This window comes from Streptomyces sp. NPDC046900 (assembly GCF_040644975.1).
GTDB lineage: Bacteria > Actinomycetota > Actinomycetes > Streptomycetales > Streptomycetaceae > Streptomyces.
In genome coordinates this window covers 35968-52897 of sequence record NZ_JBEYXD010000033.1, presented here as the reverse complement: position 1 = coordinate 52897, position 16930 = coordinate 35968, and the positions used below count along the sequence as shown (strand labels likewise).

General features: G+C 70.4%; 9 protein-coding genes and 3 pseudogenes. 8 read left to right on the top strand and 4 right to left on the bottom strand.

All coding sequences use genetic code 11. The features are described 5' to 3' along the window. Positions 1-426: 426 nt before the first annotated feature. Together ABZ904_RS27780 and msrA are read left to right on the top strand one after the other, a co-directional pair. Positions 427-1926 carry a long-chain fatty acid--CoA ligase gene (locus ABZ904_RS27780; protein WP_361001735.1) on the top strand — a complete coding sequence of 500 codons (1500 nt, stop codon included), beginning with the start codon at positions 427-429 and terminating at the stop codon, positions 1924-1926. A 211-nt stretch (positions 1927-2137) separates the two neighbouring features. Next, entirely contained in the window at positions 2138-2650 is a 513-nt protein-coding gene (gene msrA / locus ABZ904_RS27775; protein WP_361001737.1) for a peptide-methionine (S)-S-oxide reductase MsrA, read from the top strand. A gap of 366 nt (positions 2651-3016) precedes the next feature. On the opposite strand, the gene ABZ904_RS27770 is transcribed toward msrA, so the two are convergent. Both ABZ904_RS27770 and ABZ904_RS27765 read right to left on the bottom strand, forming a co-directional pair. Continuing rightward, positions 3017-3994 carry a LysR family transcriptional regulator gene (locus ABZ904_RS27770; protein WP_359407539.1) on the bottom strand — a complete coding sequence of 326 codons (978 nt, stop codon included), beginning with the start codon at positions 3992-3994 and terminating at the stop codon, positions 3017-3019. 100 nt (positions 3995-4094) lie between these two features. After that, a complete protein-coding gene (locus tag ABZ904_RS27765; protein ID WP_361826065.1) occupies positions 4095-6383 on the bottom strand; it encodes an FdhF/YdeP family oxidoreductase in 2289 nt (762 codons plus the stop codon). A 704-nt stretch (positions 6384-7087) separates the two neighbouring features. Between ABZ904_RS27765 and ABZ904_RS27760 the strand changes: the two genes are divergently transcribed. From ABZ904_RS27760 to ABZ904_RS27735, 6 genes and pseudogenes are all read left to right on the top strand, one after another. Continuing rightward, positions 7088-8791 (top strand): NAD-dependent malic enzyme, encoded by a 1704-nt coding sequence (locus tag ABZ904_RS27760; RefSeq protein WP_361826062.1) that lies wholly within the window; start codon positions 7088-7090, stop codon positions 8789-8791. A 214-nt stretch (positions 8792-9005) separates the two neighbouring features. Further along, positions 9006-10793: an FUSC family protein gene (locus ABZ904_RS27755; protein WP_361826059.1), complete on the top strand. Its 1788-nt coding sequence runs from the start codon at positions 9006-9008 to the stop codon at positions 10791-10793. Positions 10794-10847: 54 nt separating this feature from the next. After that, on the top strand, positions 10848-11771 hold the full coding sequence (locus ABZ904_RS27750) for a LysR family transcriptional regulator (RefSeq protein WP_361826056.1): 924 nt from the start codon (positions 10848-10850) through the stop codon (positions 11769-11771). A 72-nt stretch (positions 11772-11843) separates the two neighbouring features. Further along, positions 11844-12758: pseudogene (locus ABZ904_RS27745) on the top strand (hypothetical protein); the annotation flags it as partial. A 497-nt stretch (positions 12759-13255) separates the two neighbouring features. Further along, the gene (locus tag ABZ904_RS27740) at positions 13256-13474 is read left to right on the top strand and encodes a YozE family protein (protein ID WP_359407530.1); all 219 of its coding nucleotides are present in this window, start codon (positions 13256-13258) and stop codon (positions 13472-13474) included. A gap of 99 nt (positions 13475-13573) precedes the next feature. Next, positions 13574-15754 carry an FUSC family protein gene (locus tag ABZ904_RS27735; protein ID WP_361826053.1) on the top strand — a complete coding sequence of 727 codons (2181 nt, stop codon included), beginning with the start codon at positions 13574-13576 and terminating at the stop codon, positions 15752-15754. Positions 15755-15804: 50 nt separating this feature from the next. Here the strand turns inward: ABZ904_RS27735 and ABZ904_RS27730 are convergent. Both ABZ904_RS27730 and ABZ904_RS27725 read right to left on the bottom strand, forming a co-directional pair. Further along, positions 15805-16345: pseudogene (locus ABZ904_RS27730) on the bottom strand (transposase); the annotation flags it as partial. Between the two features lie 247 nt (positions 16346-16592). Next, positions 16593-16775, bottom strand: a pseudogene (locus ABZ904_RS27725) (aldo/keto reductase); the annotation flags it as partial. Between the last annotated feature and the right edge of the window lie 155 nt (positions 16776-16930).

Here is a 16930-nt window from a genome sequence, read left to right as displayed (position 1 = left end):
TCGCGTCCCCCGAGGCAGCCGGAGCGGAGACTCACTGAGGACGAGCCGCGCCCAACGACGAAGGTCCTGGCAGGCGGTGACACGGCCAGGAGCCGCCGCGCTCCCGACGCCGAACCCGCAGCTGCGCGGTGGGCAGCGCCACGGCCGAAAGGTGGACGAGCACGCGACGCCCCGGGGCGCCGTCGGTGGCATGACACCTGCTCGCGGCGTAGCGTCGCCCTCATCATGGGGCTCTTGAAGCGGCTCAGGCAGGACGGACTCGAGCTCCTCGCGCTGGACTCCCTGAGCGCAAGCCCCGACCAGTGAGACTCGCCCTGCTGATCATCTCCAGATCCCGTCCAGGGCGAGGGCGGCGTCGGCAAGCCCCCGATCACGAGGGGGCTCCGTGGCCGGGCACGGGCCGAGACCTCGGAAGGAGGATCCGGCATGCATCTCGCCTCCAACGTGGTCCGCAGCGCCCGCGTTCACCCCGATCGCCCCGTGCTGCGTCTCGGTGACGACACCACCTCCTATCGCACGCTCGACCAGAGCACCGCCCGTATGGCCGGACTGCTTCGCGACCGCGGCGTGAAACCTGGCGATCGAGTCGCGATCATGCTCCCCAACACCCCCGAGTTCGCGATCGTCTACTACGGCATACTCCGGGCCGGCGGCATCGTCGTTCCGATGAACCCCCTGCTCAAGTCCCGGGAGGTCGCCTACTACCTCGGCGACTCGGGTGCCCGGCTGCTGTTCGCCTGGCACACCTCCGCCGACGAGGCGAGGGCCGGTGCGCAGCAGACCGGGGCCGAAGCGGTCACCGTCGATCCCGCCGGATTCGACCACCTGCTTGCCTCGGGCACCCCCGCCGAGGACCTCACCGACCGGGAGAACGACACGGCGGTGATTCTCTACACCTCGGGGACGACCGGTCAGCCGAAGGGGGCCGAGCTGACCCACGCCAACCTGACCCGCAACTGCGACATCGTGGCCACCGAGCTGCTCCTGCTCACCCCCGACGACGTGATTTTCGGTGGGTTGCCGCTCTTCCACGCGTTCGGGCAGACCTGCACTCTCAACGCCGCCGTCGCCTCCGGTGCGTGCGTCACGCTGCTGCCGCGCTTCGACGCCGAGAAGGCACTGGGCATCCTCGCCGGGCACGGAGTGACGGCCTTCGTCGGGGTGCCGACGATATTCAGCAGGCTGTTGCGACAGCCCGGCCGGGACGCCTACGACGTCTCCCGGCTGCGGTACTGCTTCTCCGGCGGCGCGGCGATGCCGGCCCAGGTGCTGCGCGACTTCCAGGCCGCGTTCGACTGCGTCGTGCTCGAAGGGTACGGACTGTCCGAGACCTCGCCCGTCGCCTCGCTCAACAACCCGGAGGCCGGGCCCAAGCCCGGTTCGGTCGGCACTCCGATCCGGGGCGTCCAGATGCGGGTGGTCGACAACAACGACCAGGAGGTACCACTCGGGGAATCGGGCGAGATCGCGATTCGCGGGCACAACGTGATGAAGCGGTACTGGCAACGCCCCGAGGAGACCGCCGCCGCGGTCCGGGACGGCTGGTTCCACACAGGCGACATCGGCCGGGTCGACCAGGACGGATATTTCTGGATCGTCGGCCGGAAGAAGGACATCATCATTCGTGGCGGCTACAACGTGTACCCGCGCGAGGTCGAAGCCGTCCTGTACCAGCATCCGGCGGTGGCCGATGCCGCGGTGGTCGGTCTGCCCAGTCCTGATCTCGGTGAGGAGGTCGGCGCGGCGGTCGTCCTCAAGCCGGGCGCCCGGGCCACACCGGACGAGCTGCGTGATTACGTCAAGCGGCAGGTCGCCGCGTACAAGTATCCGCGGAAGGTATGGATCGCGGACACCCTGCCGAAAGGGCCCACAGGCAAGATCCTCAAGCGGGAGATCGTTCCGCCGGCCGAGCCGGACGGGCGGTGAGCCGGCGTCGCGGGGAGAGGCACCGGGCCGGTGGACCGGCAGTGGTTCGCCGCGTCGTCCGCACGGCTCGCCCGCGCGGCGGCCGGCGGCCGCGAGGGCCCGGAATTGTTTGGGGCCCTCACACGCTGATGTAGGCAGAAGTACGGGTTGCCGATCGTGCGCGAGCCGGGCAGCCCGAGTGACCGAGGCGAAAGATATTGGAGGGGCCGAAATGGCAGCGCAGACGCAGAGGGCCGTGCTGGCGGGCGGATGCTTCTGGGGGATGCAGGACCTCGTCCGCCGGCTCCCGGGCGTGACGGCGACCCGGGTCGGTTACACCGGCGGGGACGTGCCGAACGCGACGTACCGTAACCACGGGACGCACGCCGAGGCCATCGAGATCCTTTTCGACCCCGAGAAGACCGACTACCGCGCGATCTTGGAGTTCTTCTTCCAGATCCACGACCCGAGCACCAAGAACCGCCAGGGCAACGACATCGGTCTCAGCTACCGCTCGGCGATCTACTACGTGGACGACGAGCAGAAGCGGGTCGCCGAGGACACCATCGCGGACGTGGACGCCTCCGGACTGTGGCCGGGCAAGGTCGTCACCGAGGTCGAGCCGGTCGGCCCCTTCTGGGAGGCCGAGCCCGAGCACCAGGACTACCTGGAGCGTTACCCGGAGGGCTACACCTGCCACTTCCCGCGCCCGGGATGGCGACTGCCCGCTCGCACGGAGAGCTGACCGCGCGAGCCGGCCGGGGCGCCGAGGGCTCGTCCCTCGGCCCTGGGTCCCTGGATGAACGCGCTCCCGTGTGGAAGCTGCTTCGCCGACCACGCGGGGTCTTGAACGCGGGCGCCCGGTCGGGTGCCCGTGCACAGCTGATGATCGCCTCGGGCTCAAGGCGCGACAGGTCGTGCCCTGTCCCCAGGGTCTCTGTGAGCCGGCGCCCGGTCGGGCGCCGGCCACCCGCGCATGCCAGGCACGGCAGACGCCTCGTTTCGGACCATGGCGTACGACATCGCGCAGGCCGGTGTCGATGTGAGGGACGGGGCCCACGTCGAGGAGTGGCCACGAGCGGCGGAGCCGGCCGAGAAGTGCGCGTACCGCTCAGCCGGCCGAAGGCCGTGTGGCCGCGTCGCCTCGCACGCCCGACGCAGCGCCGAACCCCGAGGGCATCCGGGGCAGGCGCTCCAGGGGCGTGAGGTCGACCTGGCGCGCGGTGGCCACCAGCGCGCGCACCGTCACCGACTCGGGCTCCCGACGGCAGGTCACGAGGCCGATCTCGACTGCTCGCGAGGGCTCGGCCATGGGGACCGCACGCACCCCGGGCGGCACACCGAGTGCGTGGACGAAGGCCAGCGGGACGATCCCGGCCCAGCGCCCGGGGACCACGTGGGCGATCAGCGAGGCGAACGAGTCGGTCTCCACCCTTGCCACCGGTTCGGCCCCGACGTCGGCGAAGAGGGCGTCGAGGGTACGCCTGCCTCGCATGGCAGGCGTGAGCAGACACAGCGGAAGCGCCGCCGCCTCGGCCCAGGACACCGTCCCGACGCCGATCGGGGCCCAGGACGCATCGCTGAGCAGGACGTACTTCTCCTGGTACAGCGACACCACCTGGAACGCGGCTCGTACCTCGTCGTCCAGGTAGGTCAGGGCCGCGTCGACGGAGAAGTCCCTGAGCCTCGTCAGAATCTCTCTCGACGTCAGGTCCGCCATGACATGCGCGGTGAGCAGCGGGTGCCGGGTGCACAGCGGATCCACCAGGCGCGGTACGGCGGTGGCGGCGCTGGGCACGGTGGCTATCCGGATCCGGCCGTCGAGGCCCGTCCGCATCGCGGCGACCTCGTCCTGCAGAGCATCCCGGTCGGCCAGGATCTGACGCGCCCAGACGACGACGCGTTCACCCTCGGCGGTCAGGCCGTCGAAGCGGCGTCCCCGTTGGATGAGCGGGACCTCAAGTTCCTCTTCCAGCTTGCGGATGGCCTCGGACAGGGAGGGCTGGGACACCCCGCAACTCTGTGCGGCGTGGGCGAAGTGCCGCTCCCGCGCAAGAGCGACCAGGTATTCGAGCTGCCGGAAGAGCACGGGCTGAACACCTCTCGCCATGTGAGATCCCGGTCGGGCTCATTGTGGCATCTCAGTCCGGCGGCCGATCGACGCATGCGCAGCACCCGTCGGCGCGCGGTCACCCGGCCCATGCCGCCGGCTCCAGACGCACCACGATGCCCTTGGAAGTGGGGCAGTTGCTGATGTCGGCGACGCTGTCCAGGGGGACCAGCACATTGGTCTCCGGGTAGTAGGCGGCGGCCGAACCGCGGGAGGTGGGGTAGGGCACCAGCCGGAACGACTCGGCCCGGCGCTCGCACCCGTCGTGCCACACACTGACCAGGTCCACCATCTGCATTCCGCTCAGGCCCAGTGCGCTGATGTCCTCGGGATGGACCAGGACCACCCGGCGGCCGTTGTGGATACCGCGGTAGCGGTCGTTCATCGCGTACGGGATGGTGTTCCACTGGTCGTGCGACCGCATGGACTGCAAGATGAGATACCCCTCGGGCGGCCGCGGCATCTCGAAGTCGTTGCAGGTGAAGACGGCCTTGCCGGTCGGGGTGCGGAAGGTCAGTGAGTTGACCGGGTTGGGCAGCTGGAAGCCGTCGGGCCCGGCGACGCGCTCGTTGAAGTCCTCGAATCCCGGGATGACACGCGAGATGCGGTCCCGGACGGTGCCGTAGTCCGCCTCGAAGTCCTCCCAGGGGATCTCCGGGGAGTGGCCGAGGGTGCTGCGGGCCAGCCTCGAGATGATCGCCACTTCGCTCAGCAGGTCGTCGGAGGCCGGGGCGAGCCGTCCTCGGGAGGCATGGACCATGCTCATAGAGTCCTCGACCGTGATGAACTGCTCACCGCCGGCCTGGATGTCGCGATCACTGCGGCCCAGGGTGGGCAGGATCAGCGCGGTCTCGCCGCAGACGGTGTGGGAGCGGTTGAGCTTGGTGGAGATGTGGGCCGTCAGCCGGCACCGGCGCATGGCCTGTTCGGTCACCTCGCTGTCCGGGGTTGCCCGGACGAAGTTGCCGGCCACGCCCAGGAAGAACGTCGCTTTGCCGTCGCGCATGGCACGAATGGCGTTGACGGAGTCGTAGCCGTGCTTCGTGGGCGGGGTGAAGCCGAACTCCCGTCCCAGCACGTCGAGGAAGGTCTGCGGCATCTGCTCCCACACCCCCATGGTGCGGTCGCCCTGGACGTTGCTGTGACCGCGCACGGGACACACACCGGCTCCGGGTTTGCCGAGGTTGCCGCGCAGCATGAGGAAGTTGACGATCTCACGGATGGTGGGCACGCCGTGCTTCTGCTGGGTGACGCCCATCGCCCAGCAGACGATGACGCTCTTGGCCTTCAGCACCCGTTCGTGGACTTCCTCGATCTCCTCGCGGGTGAGACCGGTGGCCGCGAGCACATCCTCCCAGGAGGTCTTGCGCGCGTGCTCGGCGAAGGCTTCGAAGCCGCTGCAGTTCTTCTCGATGAAGTCGTGGTCCAGTACGGCGCCAGGGGCGGCGTCCTCGGCCTCGAGCAGCAGCGAGTTGAGGGCCTGGAAGAGGGCAAGGTCGCCGCCGGCGCGGATGTGGAGGAACTGGTCCGCGATGACCGTGCCCCGGCCGACCACACCGCGGGGCCGCTGCGGGTGCTTGAACCGCATCAGCCCGGCTTCGGGAAGCGTGTTGACGGCGACGACGCTCCCGCCGTTGCGCTTGGTCTCCTCCAGGGCCGACAGCATGCGCGGGTGGTTCGTACCGGGGTTCTGACCGACGACGAAGATCAGATCGGCCTGGTGGATGTCGTCCAGACTCACGCTGCCCTTGCCGATGCCGAGGGTCTCCATCAGCGCCGAACCGCTGGACTCGTGGCACATGTTGCTGCAGTCCGGCAGGTTGTTGGTGCCGTAGGCGCGAGCGAAGAGCTGGAGCAGGAAGGCCGCCTCGTTGTTGAGCCGGCCGGAGGTGTAGAACAGCGCCTCGTCCGGAGAGCCCAGGCCGCGCAGCTCCTCGGCCATCAGGGAGAGGGCGGCGTCCCACTCGATGGGCTCGTAGTGTTCCGATCCGGGCCGCTTGACCATCGGCTCGGTCAGCCGGCCCTGCTGGTTGAGCCAGTAGTCGGACTTACGGCCCAGTTCCTCGACGGTGTACTGCTCGAAGAACTCACGCCGCACGCGCCGCGAGGTCGCCTCGTCGTTGATGTGCTTGGCGCCGTTCTCGCAGTACTCGTTCATGTGCCGCTTGCCGGGCTCCGGCCAGGCGCAGCCGGGGCAGTCGATGCCCTTGGCCTGGTTGATGTTCAGCAGGGTCAGCATCGTCCTGCGGGGCGACGTCTGGCTCAGCGAGTACTGCAGGGCGTGGGCGACCGCGGGGACGCCGGTCGCCCAGGTCTTGGGCGGCGTGATCTCCAAGCGATCGTCAGTGGGGTCTTCCAAAGCACCCATGATGCGGCCTGCCTTTCCTGCTTCCGACGCCGCAGAAACCGACGTGAATGCATTTCTCCGGAGAAACTAAACCCGCTCCGGAAACACCGTCAAAGAGGCCTTCCCTTTCCCCTGATAGGCGCCGCCGATGAAGCCGCATTTCGTCCGTGAAGCCGCGTAGACCTCACCACCGCACGCTTTCTTGACTTTCTCGCCGGAAAGACTCCAGGCTCTTTGTTCATGGAGAGCCGCTCACCGATTTCCGCCGCACCGCACGCCGCAGCCACCGCTCCGGACGGGCACGGCGGCGCACGCCGCGTCGACAGGTTCGACCGGGTCCACCGATCTGCGGCTCTCCATGACCGACCGGTGCAACCCCCGGTGGAGGTGCTCCCGCTTCCCCGATGAGCCCCGCCCCAGCCGCGTCCGGCCCCGCCGGGCAGGCCTCGGGCGGCGACATCGGGCAGCCCGGCAGGCGAGGAGACATGCACCGCGAACGGGACAACCATGCCGGCAGGTAATGGAAGCGAGGACGACCAGGGCAGCGACCTGCGGTCTCCGTCACACCGCGTCCACCGCAAGCGGCCGGCTTTCGGCAAAAGGTGCACGTCAAAGACGTTCAATTCCCTGGTTTTATGGATCGCAAGAAACTGAGGCATTGGACTCATGTCTGGTTCCCGCCGACTCTGGTCACATCGGACGACGGAGACCAGAGGAAGCCGATCATGGCAACGAAGTGGAACGGCGCGGAGCGACAGCTGGAGACGAAGGCCCGGGGGCGTGCCGTGCTGGCCGATCCCCGCCTGAACCGGGGAACCGCGTTCACTCAGGAGGAGCGGCGGGAGCTGGGCCTGGTGGGCTTGATTCCGCCGCAGGTGCTGACCCAGGACCAGCAGGCGGCCCGCGCCTACCAGCAGTACGAGGCGCAGCCGACCGACCTGGCCAAGAACGTCTACCTCACGGCACTGCACGACCGTAACCAGGTGCTCTTCCACCGGCTGCTCAGCGACCACCTCGCCGAGATGCTGCCCGTCGTCTACACCCCCACCGTCGGCACCGCCATCGAGCGCTACAGCTACGAGTACCGCCGCCCCGCCGGCGTCTATCTGTCGGTCGACGCGCCCGAGGACATCGAGGGTGCGCTGAAGGCCACGGGGCTCGGTCCGGACGACCTGGACCTCATCGTGGCCACCGACGGCGAGGCGATCCTCGGCATCGGCGACTGGGGCGTGGGCGGCATCGACATCGCGGTCGGCAAGCTCGCCGTCTACACCGCCGCCGCAGGCATCCACCCGAACCGCACCCTGGCGGTCATGCTGGACGTCGGCACCGACCGCAAGGAACTCCTCGAAGACCCGCTGTACCTGGGCAACCGGCACGAACGCGTCGACCGGGCCACCTACGACGCCTTCATCGACGCCTACGTCACCGCCGCGACGAAGCTGTTCCCGGGCGCCATGCTGCACTGGGAGGACTTCGGCCCGGCCAACGCCCGCCGCATCCTGGACCGCTACCGGGAGAAGGGCCTCACCTTCAACGACGACGTCCAGGGCACCGGCGCCGTCAACCTCGCCGCAGTGCTCGCCGGCGTCAGGGCCGGCGGTGTCCCGCTGCGCGACCACCGCATCGTCGTCTTCGGCGCCGGAACCGCCGGCATCGGCATCGCCGACCAGCTCCACGACGCGCTCGTCACCGAAGGCCTCTCATCACAGCAGGCCGCCTCCCGTATCTGGGCCGTCGACCGGCACGGCCTGCTCACCCAGGGCCAGGACGGCATGCGCGACTTCCAGATCCGTTACGCCCGCCACTCCGCCGAGGTCGCCGACTGGCAACGGGACGACGCGGTGGGCGGCATCCCGCTGGCCGAGGTCGTCAGGCAGGTGCGCCCGACCATCCTGATCGGCACCTCCGGACAGGGCGGCGCCTTCACCGAAGAGATCGTGCGCACCATGGCCGCGCACACCCGCCGCCCGATCATCCTGCCCATGTCCAACCCGACCCGGCTGGCCGAGGCCGTCCCCGGCGACCTGCTCGCCTGGACCGACGGCCGCGCGTTGATCGCCACCGGCAGCCCCTTCGCCGCGGTCGAGCACGAGGGCGTGACCTACCGGATCGGGCAGGCCAACAACGCACTCGTCTTCCCCGGCCTGGGCCTGGGCGTCATCGTCGCCGGCGCCGACCGCGTCACCGACCGGATGCTGGTCGCGGCCGCCCACGCCGTCGCCCGGCGGACCGACGCCACCGCCCCCGGCGCCCCGATCCTCCCCCTCATCGACGAGCTGCACGAGACCTCGGTCGCCGTGGCGGTCGCCGTGGCCCGGGCCGCAGCCCACGACGGCGTGGCCCGCGAAACGGTCGACGACACGATCGAGGAGCGCGTCCGCGCCGCCATGTGGCAGCCGGTCTACCCGCCGGTGAAGGCCGTCTGACACTCCGGCCAGAAGACCGTCGGCCTCGCCGTCGTCGGCCTCGTCCCCCCGCCCATCGACCTTCCACCCATCGTCGACCCGGTCGGTTACTCCGTCCCGAAGTGTTCTGCATCCGGTCCCACCCGGGCCCGGGCGCAGGCGTCTTGGTCGCCCGGACGACAAACCGGGTACCCGGGCACCACCCGTCAGCGCACCGTGAAAGGCGGACAGCGGCGTGACACCGCCAGTACGCACGCGCCCCGACCACGAATCGGGATGGCTTGCGCCGACCCGGCTTCGTCGCGCCGTCCGCCCGCTGCTCACCTCGTTGCCCGTCGCTGCGGCGGTGCGCGGGGCCGTCGCACTCGCCCTGCCGCTGCTCGTCGGCGTGTTCACGGGATGGGTGATCCCTTCTGTGATCGCGGCGATCGGTGCCCTGTGGGGCGTGGGCCAGGACGGTTCCGACCCCTACCGGTCGCGCGTCCTGCGGTTCGTCGCGCTGGGCCTGGCCGCGGCAGTCGGCATGACCGCCGGTGAAGTCGCCCTGCGCAGCGGGCAGTCGACGGCCGTGGCGGCCTGCCTGGGCGTGACCGCGCTGGTCGCCGGCGCGTTCAGCCTGCGCGGGCCGGTGGCGTCGGTGGCCGGCATGCATCTCCTGCTCGGCGCCACGATCGGCAGCGGCATCCCGGTGCCGGGACCCTGGTGGCAGGCACCCCTCGCGCTCCTCGCCGGCGTCGGCCTCGTTCTCGTCCTGTCCGCGACCCCGTGGCTGTGGCGGCGCCACCATGTCGAGCAGGCCGCCCTGTTCGCCGTGTACCGCGCGGCGTCCGATGCGCTGGGGGCGGCCGGTACCACCGGTGCCGCTGAGGCCCGGCGGCGGCTCACGGACGCCCTCGACAACGCCCAGCACGTCATGGGCCGCTATCGGACGCCCCGTCGACATCCGGCTTCGGACGCGCGGGTCGACGGTCTGGTCACTGCGTTCCACCTCGCCGTGCGGCTGGCCGAGGCGGTGACCACGCTCCTGTGGGAGGGGCGCGGACTCCCGCCCGTGGTGACGAGCGTGCCCATGCTGATGGCCGTACGCCTGCTGCCGGGCCGCCACGACGGGACCGTACCCGGACTGCCGGACCGCGAGGACGGGACCGTACCCGGACTGCCGGACCGCGAGGACGGGACCGTACCCGGACTGCCGGACCGCGAGGCGGACTCGCCGGGCCTGCGTGCCCTCGCGCACGTGTACGCGACGGCCGACGGCGAACGGATCGACGACGCGACCCTGCATGTCGCGGCCTCTCCACGCCCGGGCCGGTCGGTACACCTGCGGTACGCCGTCCTGCTCGCGGGCTGCGTGCTCGCCGCGCAACTGTGCGCCGAACTGCTCCACGGACCGCGCAGCTACTGGCTGCCCATGACCGTCGTCTTCGTCTACAAGCCGGACTTCGGCCCCGTGTTCCGCCGGGCGCTCCACCGCTGTGTCGGCACGGTCGTCGGCGTGGCCGCCATCGGCGCCGTGTCGCTGCCGGCGCACAGCACGTACGCATTGATCGGCGAAGTGGCGTTCTTCGGCGCTCTCATGGCGGTCGGCGTACGCCATCACTACGCGCTCGCCACGACGGGGCTGACCGCCGTCGTCTTCGTCCTCGTCGACCTGCTCGGTGACCACCGGTCGCTGTACGGGCCGCGCATCCTGGACACGGCGCTCGCCGCGGCCATCGTCCTCGTCGTCCATTTCGCCGTCTGGCGCGACTCCGCCACGAGCCGCGCGGACATCCAGACCGAGGCCGCGCTGGCCGCCGCCTCGCGCTACCGCGACCTCTCCCCCGGCGTCACCTCCGCCGAGCGCCAGGCCCTGCGCCGCACCGCCTACCGGCAGTTGGCCGACGCCCGCAGAGCCGCCGGCCACGCCCGCCGCGAACCGGTTCGGCGCGACCGGACTCAGCCGGACTGGGAGGAGAGCATCACGACGGCGGAACAGCTGTGCGACGCCGTGACCGGCCGCTCTCTCGGCGCCGGTCCCTAGTCATGCGCTCACCGCCTGAATACTCCGCAATCAATGTGGTGCGAGAATAAGGGGATGGAACTCCAGGTACTTCGTTCCTTCCAGGCCGTGGCCGAAGGCACGACGGTGACCGAAGCCGCGGCGGAAGCACGCATCACCCAGCCCGCCCTGTCGCGGGCCCTGAACCGGCTGGAGGAGGAGGTCGGCGCGGAGCTCTTCCAGCGCGTCGGCCGCGTACTCCAACTCACCCCTGCGGGAAGGGTGTTCAAGGAGTACGCCGATGCCGTGCTGGACAGCTACGACCGCGGCCTGCGGGCCGTCGCCGAGGTCGTCGATCCCGATGCGGGGATCGTGTCCCTCGCCTTTCTGCACACCCTCGGCACCTGGCTGGTCCCGAGGCTGGTCACCGGTTTCCGCGAGTCCTCCCCCCAGGTCCAGTTCGAGCTCCACCAGAACGACGAGATCAGCCTGGCCCAGCACCTCCTCGACTCCACCGCGGACCTGATCATCACCGGCAAGGACCCTGCCCACCCCCTGATCACCTGGCGCCGCCTGCTGGTCGAACCCCTCTGGCTCGCCGTCCCCGCCCGACACCGCATGGCCCAACGCCACCGGATCCGCCTGGCGGAGGTCGCCGAGGAACCGTTCATCGTGCTCAAGCCCGGCTACGGGTTGCGCAGCGTCACCGAAACCCTGTGCCGCCAGGCCGGCTTCTCCCCGCTCGTCGGCTTCGAGGGCGAGGAGGTCGAGACCCTGCGCGGCCTGGTCGCAGCCGGCCTCGGAGTCTCCCTGATTCCCGCCTCGTCCGGCACCACCGCGCCGGAGGCCAACCCCGACCTGCCCATCCGCTATCTCAAGGTGACCGACGTGCCTGCCACCCGCGACATCGGCATCGCCTGGCTGGCCTCCCGGACCCTTCCACCCGCGCCACGGCGCTTCATGGACCACGCCCTGCAGGCGACGGCCGCCAGTCGCACATCGACCGCGGCCGGCTCATGACGGACTCGGGCAGCGTGGGCGTCGCTGGGCCCCTTGGGATCCGTTGTCAGAGGGATGTGCCAAGGTCTGGGCATGCTCGAGATCGTGGTGGAGACGGAGAGTTGGCAGCGGCACGTGCGTGTGTCCGCCGAGGAACTGGCCGGGCTGGTGCGGCGTATCGGCGGTGAGGGCGACCGGTTCCTGGTGGTCCAGCGGATTCCCGACCTGCCGGATGTGTTCGCTCAGGTCTGGCACAAGACCGGCGGGGACTACACGCTGGAGCACCGCGACGGTGCCGCCGACCGGCATTTCCAGGCGATGGCCGACACGCCTGAGGACGTGATCACCGCGCTGGCCGGCTGGGCCCGTCAGGAGGAGGGCTGGGACGCCGGTTTCGTGTGGTCGTCGCTGGACATGGGCCCCGCCCCGGAGGTGCCGCCGCTCGACCTGGACGCGGACGACCACGAGGAGTTGGAGAGGCGGGTACGCGAGGAGCTGGTCGGCGGTTACACCTCCCGCGCCGAACTGGCCGAGCTCGCCGAGGAGTACCTGGTCACCGATGACCGCCGGCCTGTCTCGCGCGAGCAGGCGACGACGCTGGCCGACCGGATGTGGCTGGAACGCGTCGCCGAACAGGTCACGTGGCAGGGCGAGACCGACCCCGAGCGACTCACCCGAGCGTTCACCGCCCTGGATGAGGCCGGTATCACCGCCCGTGAGAACTTCACCTGCTGCCGCAACTGCGGCCAGTCCGAAATCGGTGGCGAAGGCGGGCCCGACGCCCGGGGCTTCGTCTACTTTCACTCCCAGTGCACCGACTCCGCCGCGGCGGGCCATGGACTGATGCTGCTCTACGGTGGCTTCGACGGCTCGTCCGAGACCACCGCGGCAATAGGCCACGAGATTGTGGCGGCTCTCCAAGCGGTCGGCCTCAATACCGAGTGGGACCGTGACCCTGAGCGGGCCATCACCGTCACCCCCCTGGACTGGCGCCGTCGCCTGGTCGGTCAGGCGGCCGCGCCGCCTGTGCGGCACTGTCGGCCGACGAACCTGACGGCTCCATTGCCCACCGGCAACCCGCCGCGGAACGTCCCCGGCAGGAGTCAGCCGCGGGAGTCCGGTTCAGCCGGCCTCGCTGTGAGATGTCGCATGACGCCCATCCGCATGCTCGTCGAGGATGAGCAGGACCAGCCACAGGGCCAGAAGACCGGCGGGAACCCACACCGCACGCGTGCCTCATGTATCTCACTCATGGAAAGCGACCGTACGTCGCCGAGCGCCCGATGGTAGGCGCGCCGGTTGACGCTCGAATGACCGGTTTGACTTGCTGTGCGCGCGTGGGAGCCTGGAGAGGCCTGAACCGGCAGGGCGAGCACCGGACGCGGCCAGGCTCGGCCGGACGAAGCCGAGGCCGATGATGCCGGGCACCCGCCGACCTCTTGTGTCACTGACCGTGTGCCGCGCAGCGACTACTCGCGGGCGTTCCTTCTGTGAGAGGACACGCGATGAAGGGCACAGCCGACTTCACGCGGTGGCTCATGGGCCACGTCGAGGAGCTGAACCGTTTGGGGGATCTCGCTCGCTCCATCGCGAGTGACCCCCGCTGGCCCACGGGGGCGAGTCTCGAGACGTACCGGGACTATCTGGAGGACGGTGGAGCGCCTCCGGAGCTGATCGACACTTTGCGTAAGGCCTGGGCAGAGTTCCAGTCCCTGCCTCAGTGAGGACGCCGAAGGCAGGGCAGTTCTGTGAGTGCAGCGCACCAAGCCGACCATCGTCCGACTCGGCGGTGGCACACCACCGCCCTGAAGTGGTGAGCGGACATGCTCGGCATCCCGCGCCGGAGCACGCGGCCGACGGCTCGTCTCTTCCCCGCCCGCCTGGGAAGGGACCAGTGGCAGGGGATGTGGCGGCTCGGTCCTTTCCACTGGCACGAACTCGCGTACGGCAGGGCTCTTCGGGTCGCGGTGGGTGTGGCGGTGCCGCTCGTCGCGGGCGCGCTGACCGGGCGCCTGGACTATGGGGCCTTCGCGTCGCTGGGCGCCCTGCCCGCGGGGTTCGCCTCGTTCCAGGGGATGGCCCGCACGCGTGTCCTCGCTGTCGCGGCGGCCAGCGCGGGGATGGCGGTGTCCACGTTCGTGGGCGGCTTCGTCGCGGAATCGGCCCCCTGGTTGCTGGTGCCCGTGGTGGCGCTGTGGGGCTATGTGACCGGGCTGGCTGTCTCTCTGGGGCAGTGGGTGAGCGTCGCGGTCCTCCAGTGGCCTGTGGCACTGCTGGTCGCGGTCGGCATCCCGCAGAGTGCTTCGGGGTCCGCGCTGCGAGCCGGTCTGGTGCTGGCCGGGGGGCTGTTCCAATGCGCGCTGGTCGCCGTCTCCTGGACGGTGCGGCCCGGCGCCGTCGAGCGGGCCGCACTCGCCGAGTCCTACCGCAGCCTGTCCGCCTACGCCGCCTGCCTGGCGGCCGGCCAGGCAGGACCACCGCCACCAGCCGCGTTCGCGGCCACCGGGGTCGTCGCCGACCCCAATCCGCTGCTCCCGGAGGCCGTACGTGCCAATGCGCTCAACCTGCTGGAGCAGGCCGAGCGCATTCGCGCCTCGCTCGCGGCGCTGGCCGCGTACACGGCCGACGCCCCTCGTGGGGCCGCCGCCCGCCGCTTTGCCGCCCGCACCGCCCGGGCCCTTGACGGCATCGCCGACGCTCTGGACGCCAGACCGGAAGACCGTGCCCCACCGGTACGGATGCCGGACAGAGAATCCACCGCGGCGGCCGCCGCCGGCGACAGTGGCTGGCAGTGGGCTGCCGAGGCGCTCCTGGGTCAGCTGCGGGCCGTGGACCGCATCCTGGATCAGGCGGGTACGGAGAACGTACCCGCCTCGCACCCTGGATCCGGGTCGCAGGGACGGCCCGCTCCCGGGAGGAGCGTGGAGTGGACCGCTCTGACGGTGCGGGCCAACCTCACTGCCGCCGGTGAGACGGGGCGACACGCGCTCCGCCTGGCGGCAGTGACCGGCCTGGCCGAGCTCGTGGTCCAGGCCGGCGGTCTCTACGAGGGCAGATGGGTAGTCCTGACGATCTTTCTGGTGCTCAAGCCGGACTTCGCCTCGACGCTGTCCCGGAGCGTTCACAGAGCGGTGGGCACGGCCGTCGGAGCCGGTCTGGGCGCGGCCGCGGTGACGCTGGCACGCCCCGAGGACAGCGGGCTGATCGTCGCGGCCACCATCGCCGTCGCGGCGGCCTACGCGTTGTTCGACGTGAACTACCTGCTCTTCAGTGTCTCCCTCACCGTCTTCATCGTGGTCCTGCTCGACATCCTCGGGCTGCCGGCGGATGCCACCGCCACCGCCCGCCTGGCCAACACCGCTGTCGGGGCGGCGTTCGCGATCATCGCCTACACGCTGTGGCCCACCTGGGAGGGTCTCTCGGCGCAGCAGAAGTTCGCCCGACTGCTGACCTCCCACAGCCGGTACGCCATCTGTCTGCTCCAGCAGCTCGCCCACCCCGCACAGCTCGACCCCGCCAAGCTCCACGTCTTGCAGACGGCGGCCCGCCGTGCCCGCACCGACGCCGAGGCGTCCACGGTGCGCTTGGCGGCCGAGCCTCCGCAGCCGCCCCTGACCCCGGCCGTAGCCCGGACCCTGGTCGCCGTGGTCATGCGCCTGGCGCATGCGGAGCTCGCCTTGCACGCCTTGGTCGTCCAGCGCGCCGCGGCCGTCCAAGGCGAACAGCGCGAGGACGACGGCCGCCGCACGTCGCTGGACGCCCTGGGCGCCGCCCTCGGTACGACGCTGGAGACGCTGGCCGGGTCGCTGGTCACCCTCGACGCGCCGCGCGGCCTTCCTCCCCTGCGCAGGCTTCAGGCGGCACTGCGCGACCAGCCACTGCCGGTCGGTCATCAGACCGTCGTCCTCACGGACTGTCTGGTCGACGCCACGGACACGCTCACCGATGTGGTGCGCCGGCTGGTCGAGGATCAAGCGGCCCAAGGGCGAGGCCGCGCACCGTAGACGAGCGAAGTCGCGCGACCGCTGCCCGGTGGCTAGCGTCAACTACATCGTCACTGAAGTGACGGGCTTGCACAACGGGCATCACTGGCGGTGACGCTGCGTTTGCGTCCAGCCCCGCGCCGCTGACGCGATAGTGGGGCAGGGACCGTTGACTGGGCCCCGCGTCTCCACAACTCCCACGCTCGGGCGCGGATGTTGCGGGAGCCGTTCCAGTCCGCGTGCGCAACGACGCCGCAGGACCGGCACGCGAACCAGGCCTGTGAGACCCGGTTCGCTTTGTCGATATGCCCGCACTCAGCGCAAGTACGGGAGGTGTACGCCGGATCGACGTAGACGACCGGTACACCCGCCTTGCGGGCCTTGTATGCGATGAACTGCCCGAGTTGGTGGAACGCCCAGGAGTGCAGGGTGGCCCGTTGGGGCTTGTGAAGCCGTACCCGGCCGCGGATGCCCGTCAGGTCTTCCAGAGCGATCCCGCGACCGGTGCTCCCCCACTGCCACAAGGGCGTGGGAGGTGCCCCCAGCCTCGACCACCACATGTTTCGCGATCTTATGGTTGATGTCCCTGACCCGCCGCGATTCCTTACTTCGAAGGCGACCTGACCGGCCCAGGTCGCCGCCTCGTTGCAGGCGCGCAGAGTTGCCTCAAGTGCCGCCGCCTGCACGGGCGTCGGCAGCAACTTCACCTGCACCACCAGCTTCACACCCGCGACGCTACCCAGCGATCACGGGAAAATCCCCTGCCCGGTGGACGTGCTGACACAGACACGCTGCACGCGTGACGTCGCGCCTCCGGGGAATGTCCGGTGCCGGACGCTCCGTGCACCGCGGGGCCGGGCTATGGACACGGGTCGGGTGGCGAATGGTCCTGGGTCGGCGCGGGGACAGGGGCGTGACCGGGCAGGAGGTCCTCGGTACGAGGCTCGTCCCACAGCGCTGCGGGGATCGGCACATCGAGCATGGCGAGGGTGTCGCGGACCTCGTCGGCGGAACGGGCGCCTGTGAGGACGCCGGCCACGGCCGTGAGCCGGGGGAAGCGGCACGGCCGTACGGGCACGCGACGAGGACCGCGATCGTGAAGGTCGCGGTCCTCGTCCGCGTTCCGTCCGTCATCGAACGTCACCCGGCCATCACTGCGAGTTCCACCTGGGCAGACGCCAGTGCCCGCGGCTCCAA

Bases quoted from the DNA above. Each gene is read 5' to 3' on its own strand.
- ABZ904_RS27750 (WP_361826056.1), top strand. From the start codon at position 10,848: ATGGAACTCCAGGTACTTCGTTCCTTCCAGGCCGTGGCCGAAGGCACG.
- ABZ904_RS27760 (WP_361826062.1), top strand. From the start codon at position 7,088: ATGGCAACGAAGTGGAACGGCGCGGAGCGACAGCTGGAGACGAAGGCC.
- ABZ904_RS27740 (WP_359407530.1), top strand. From the start codon at position 13,256: ATGAAGGGCACAGCCGACTTCACGCGGTGGCTCATGGGCCACGTCGAG.
- ABZ904_RS27735 (WP_361826053.1), top strand. From the start codon at position 13,574: ATGCTCGGCATCCCGCGCCGGAGCACGCGGCCGACGGCTCGTCTCTTC.
- ABZ904_RS27780 (WP_361001735.1), top strand. From the start codon at position 427: ATGCATCTCGCCTCCAACGTGGTCCGCAGCGCCCGCGTTCACCCCGAT.
- msrA (WP_361001737.1), top strand. From the start codon at position 2,138: ATGGCAGCGCAGACGCAGAGGGCCGTGCTGGCGGGCGGATGCTTCTGG.
- ABZ904_RS27765 (WP_361826065.1), bottom strand. From the start codon at position 6,383: ATGGGTGCTTTGGAAGACCCCACTGACGATCGCTTGGAGATCACGCCG.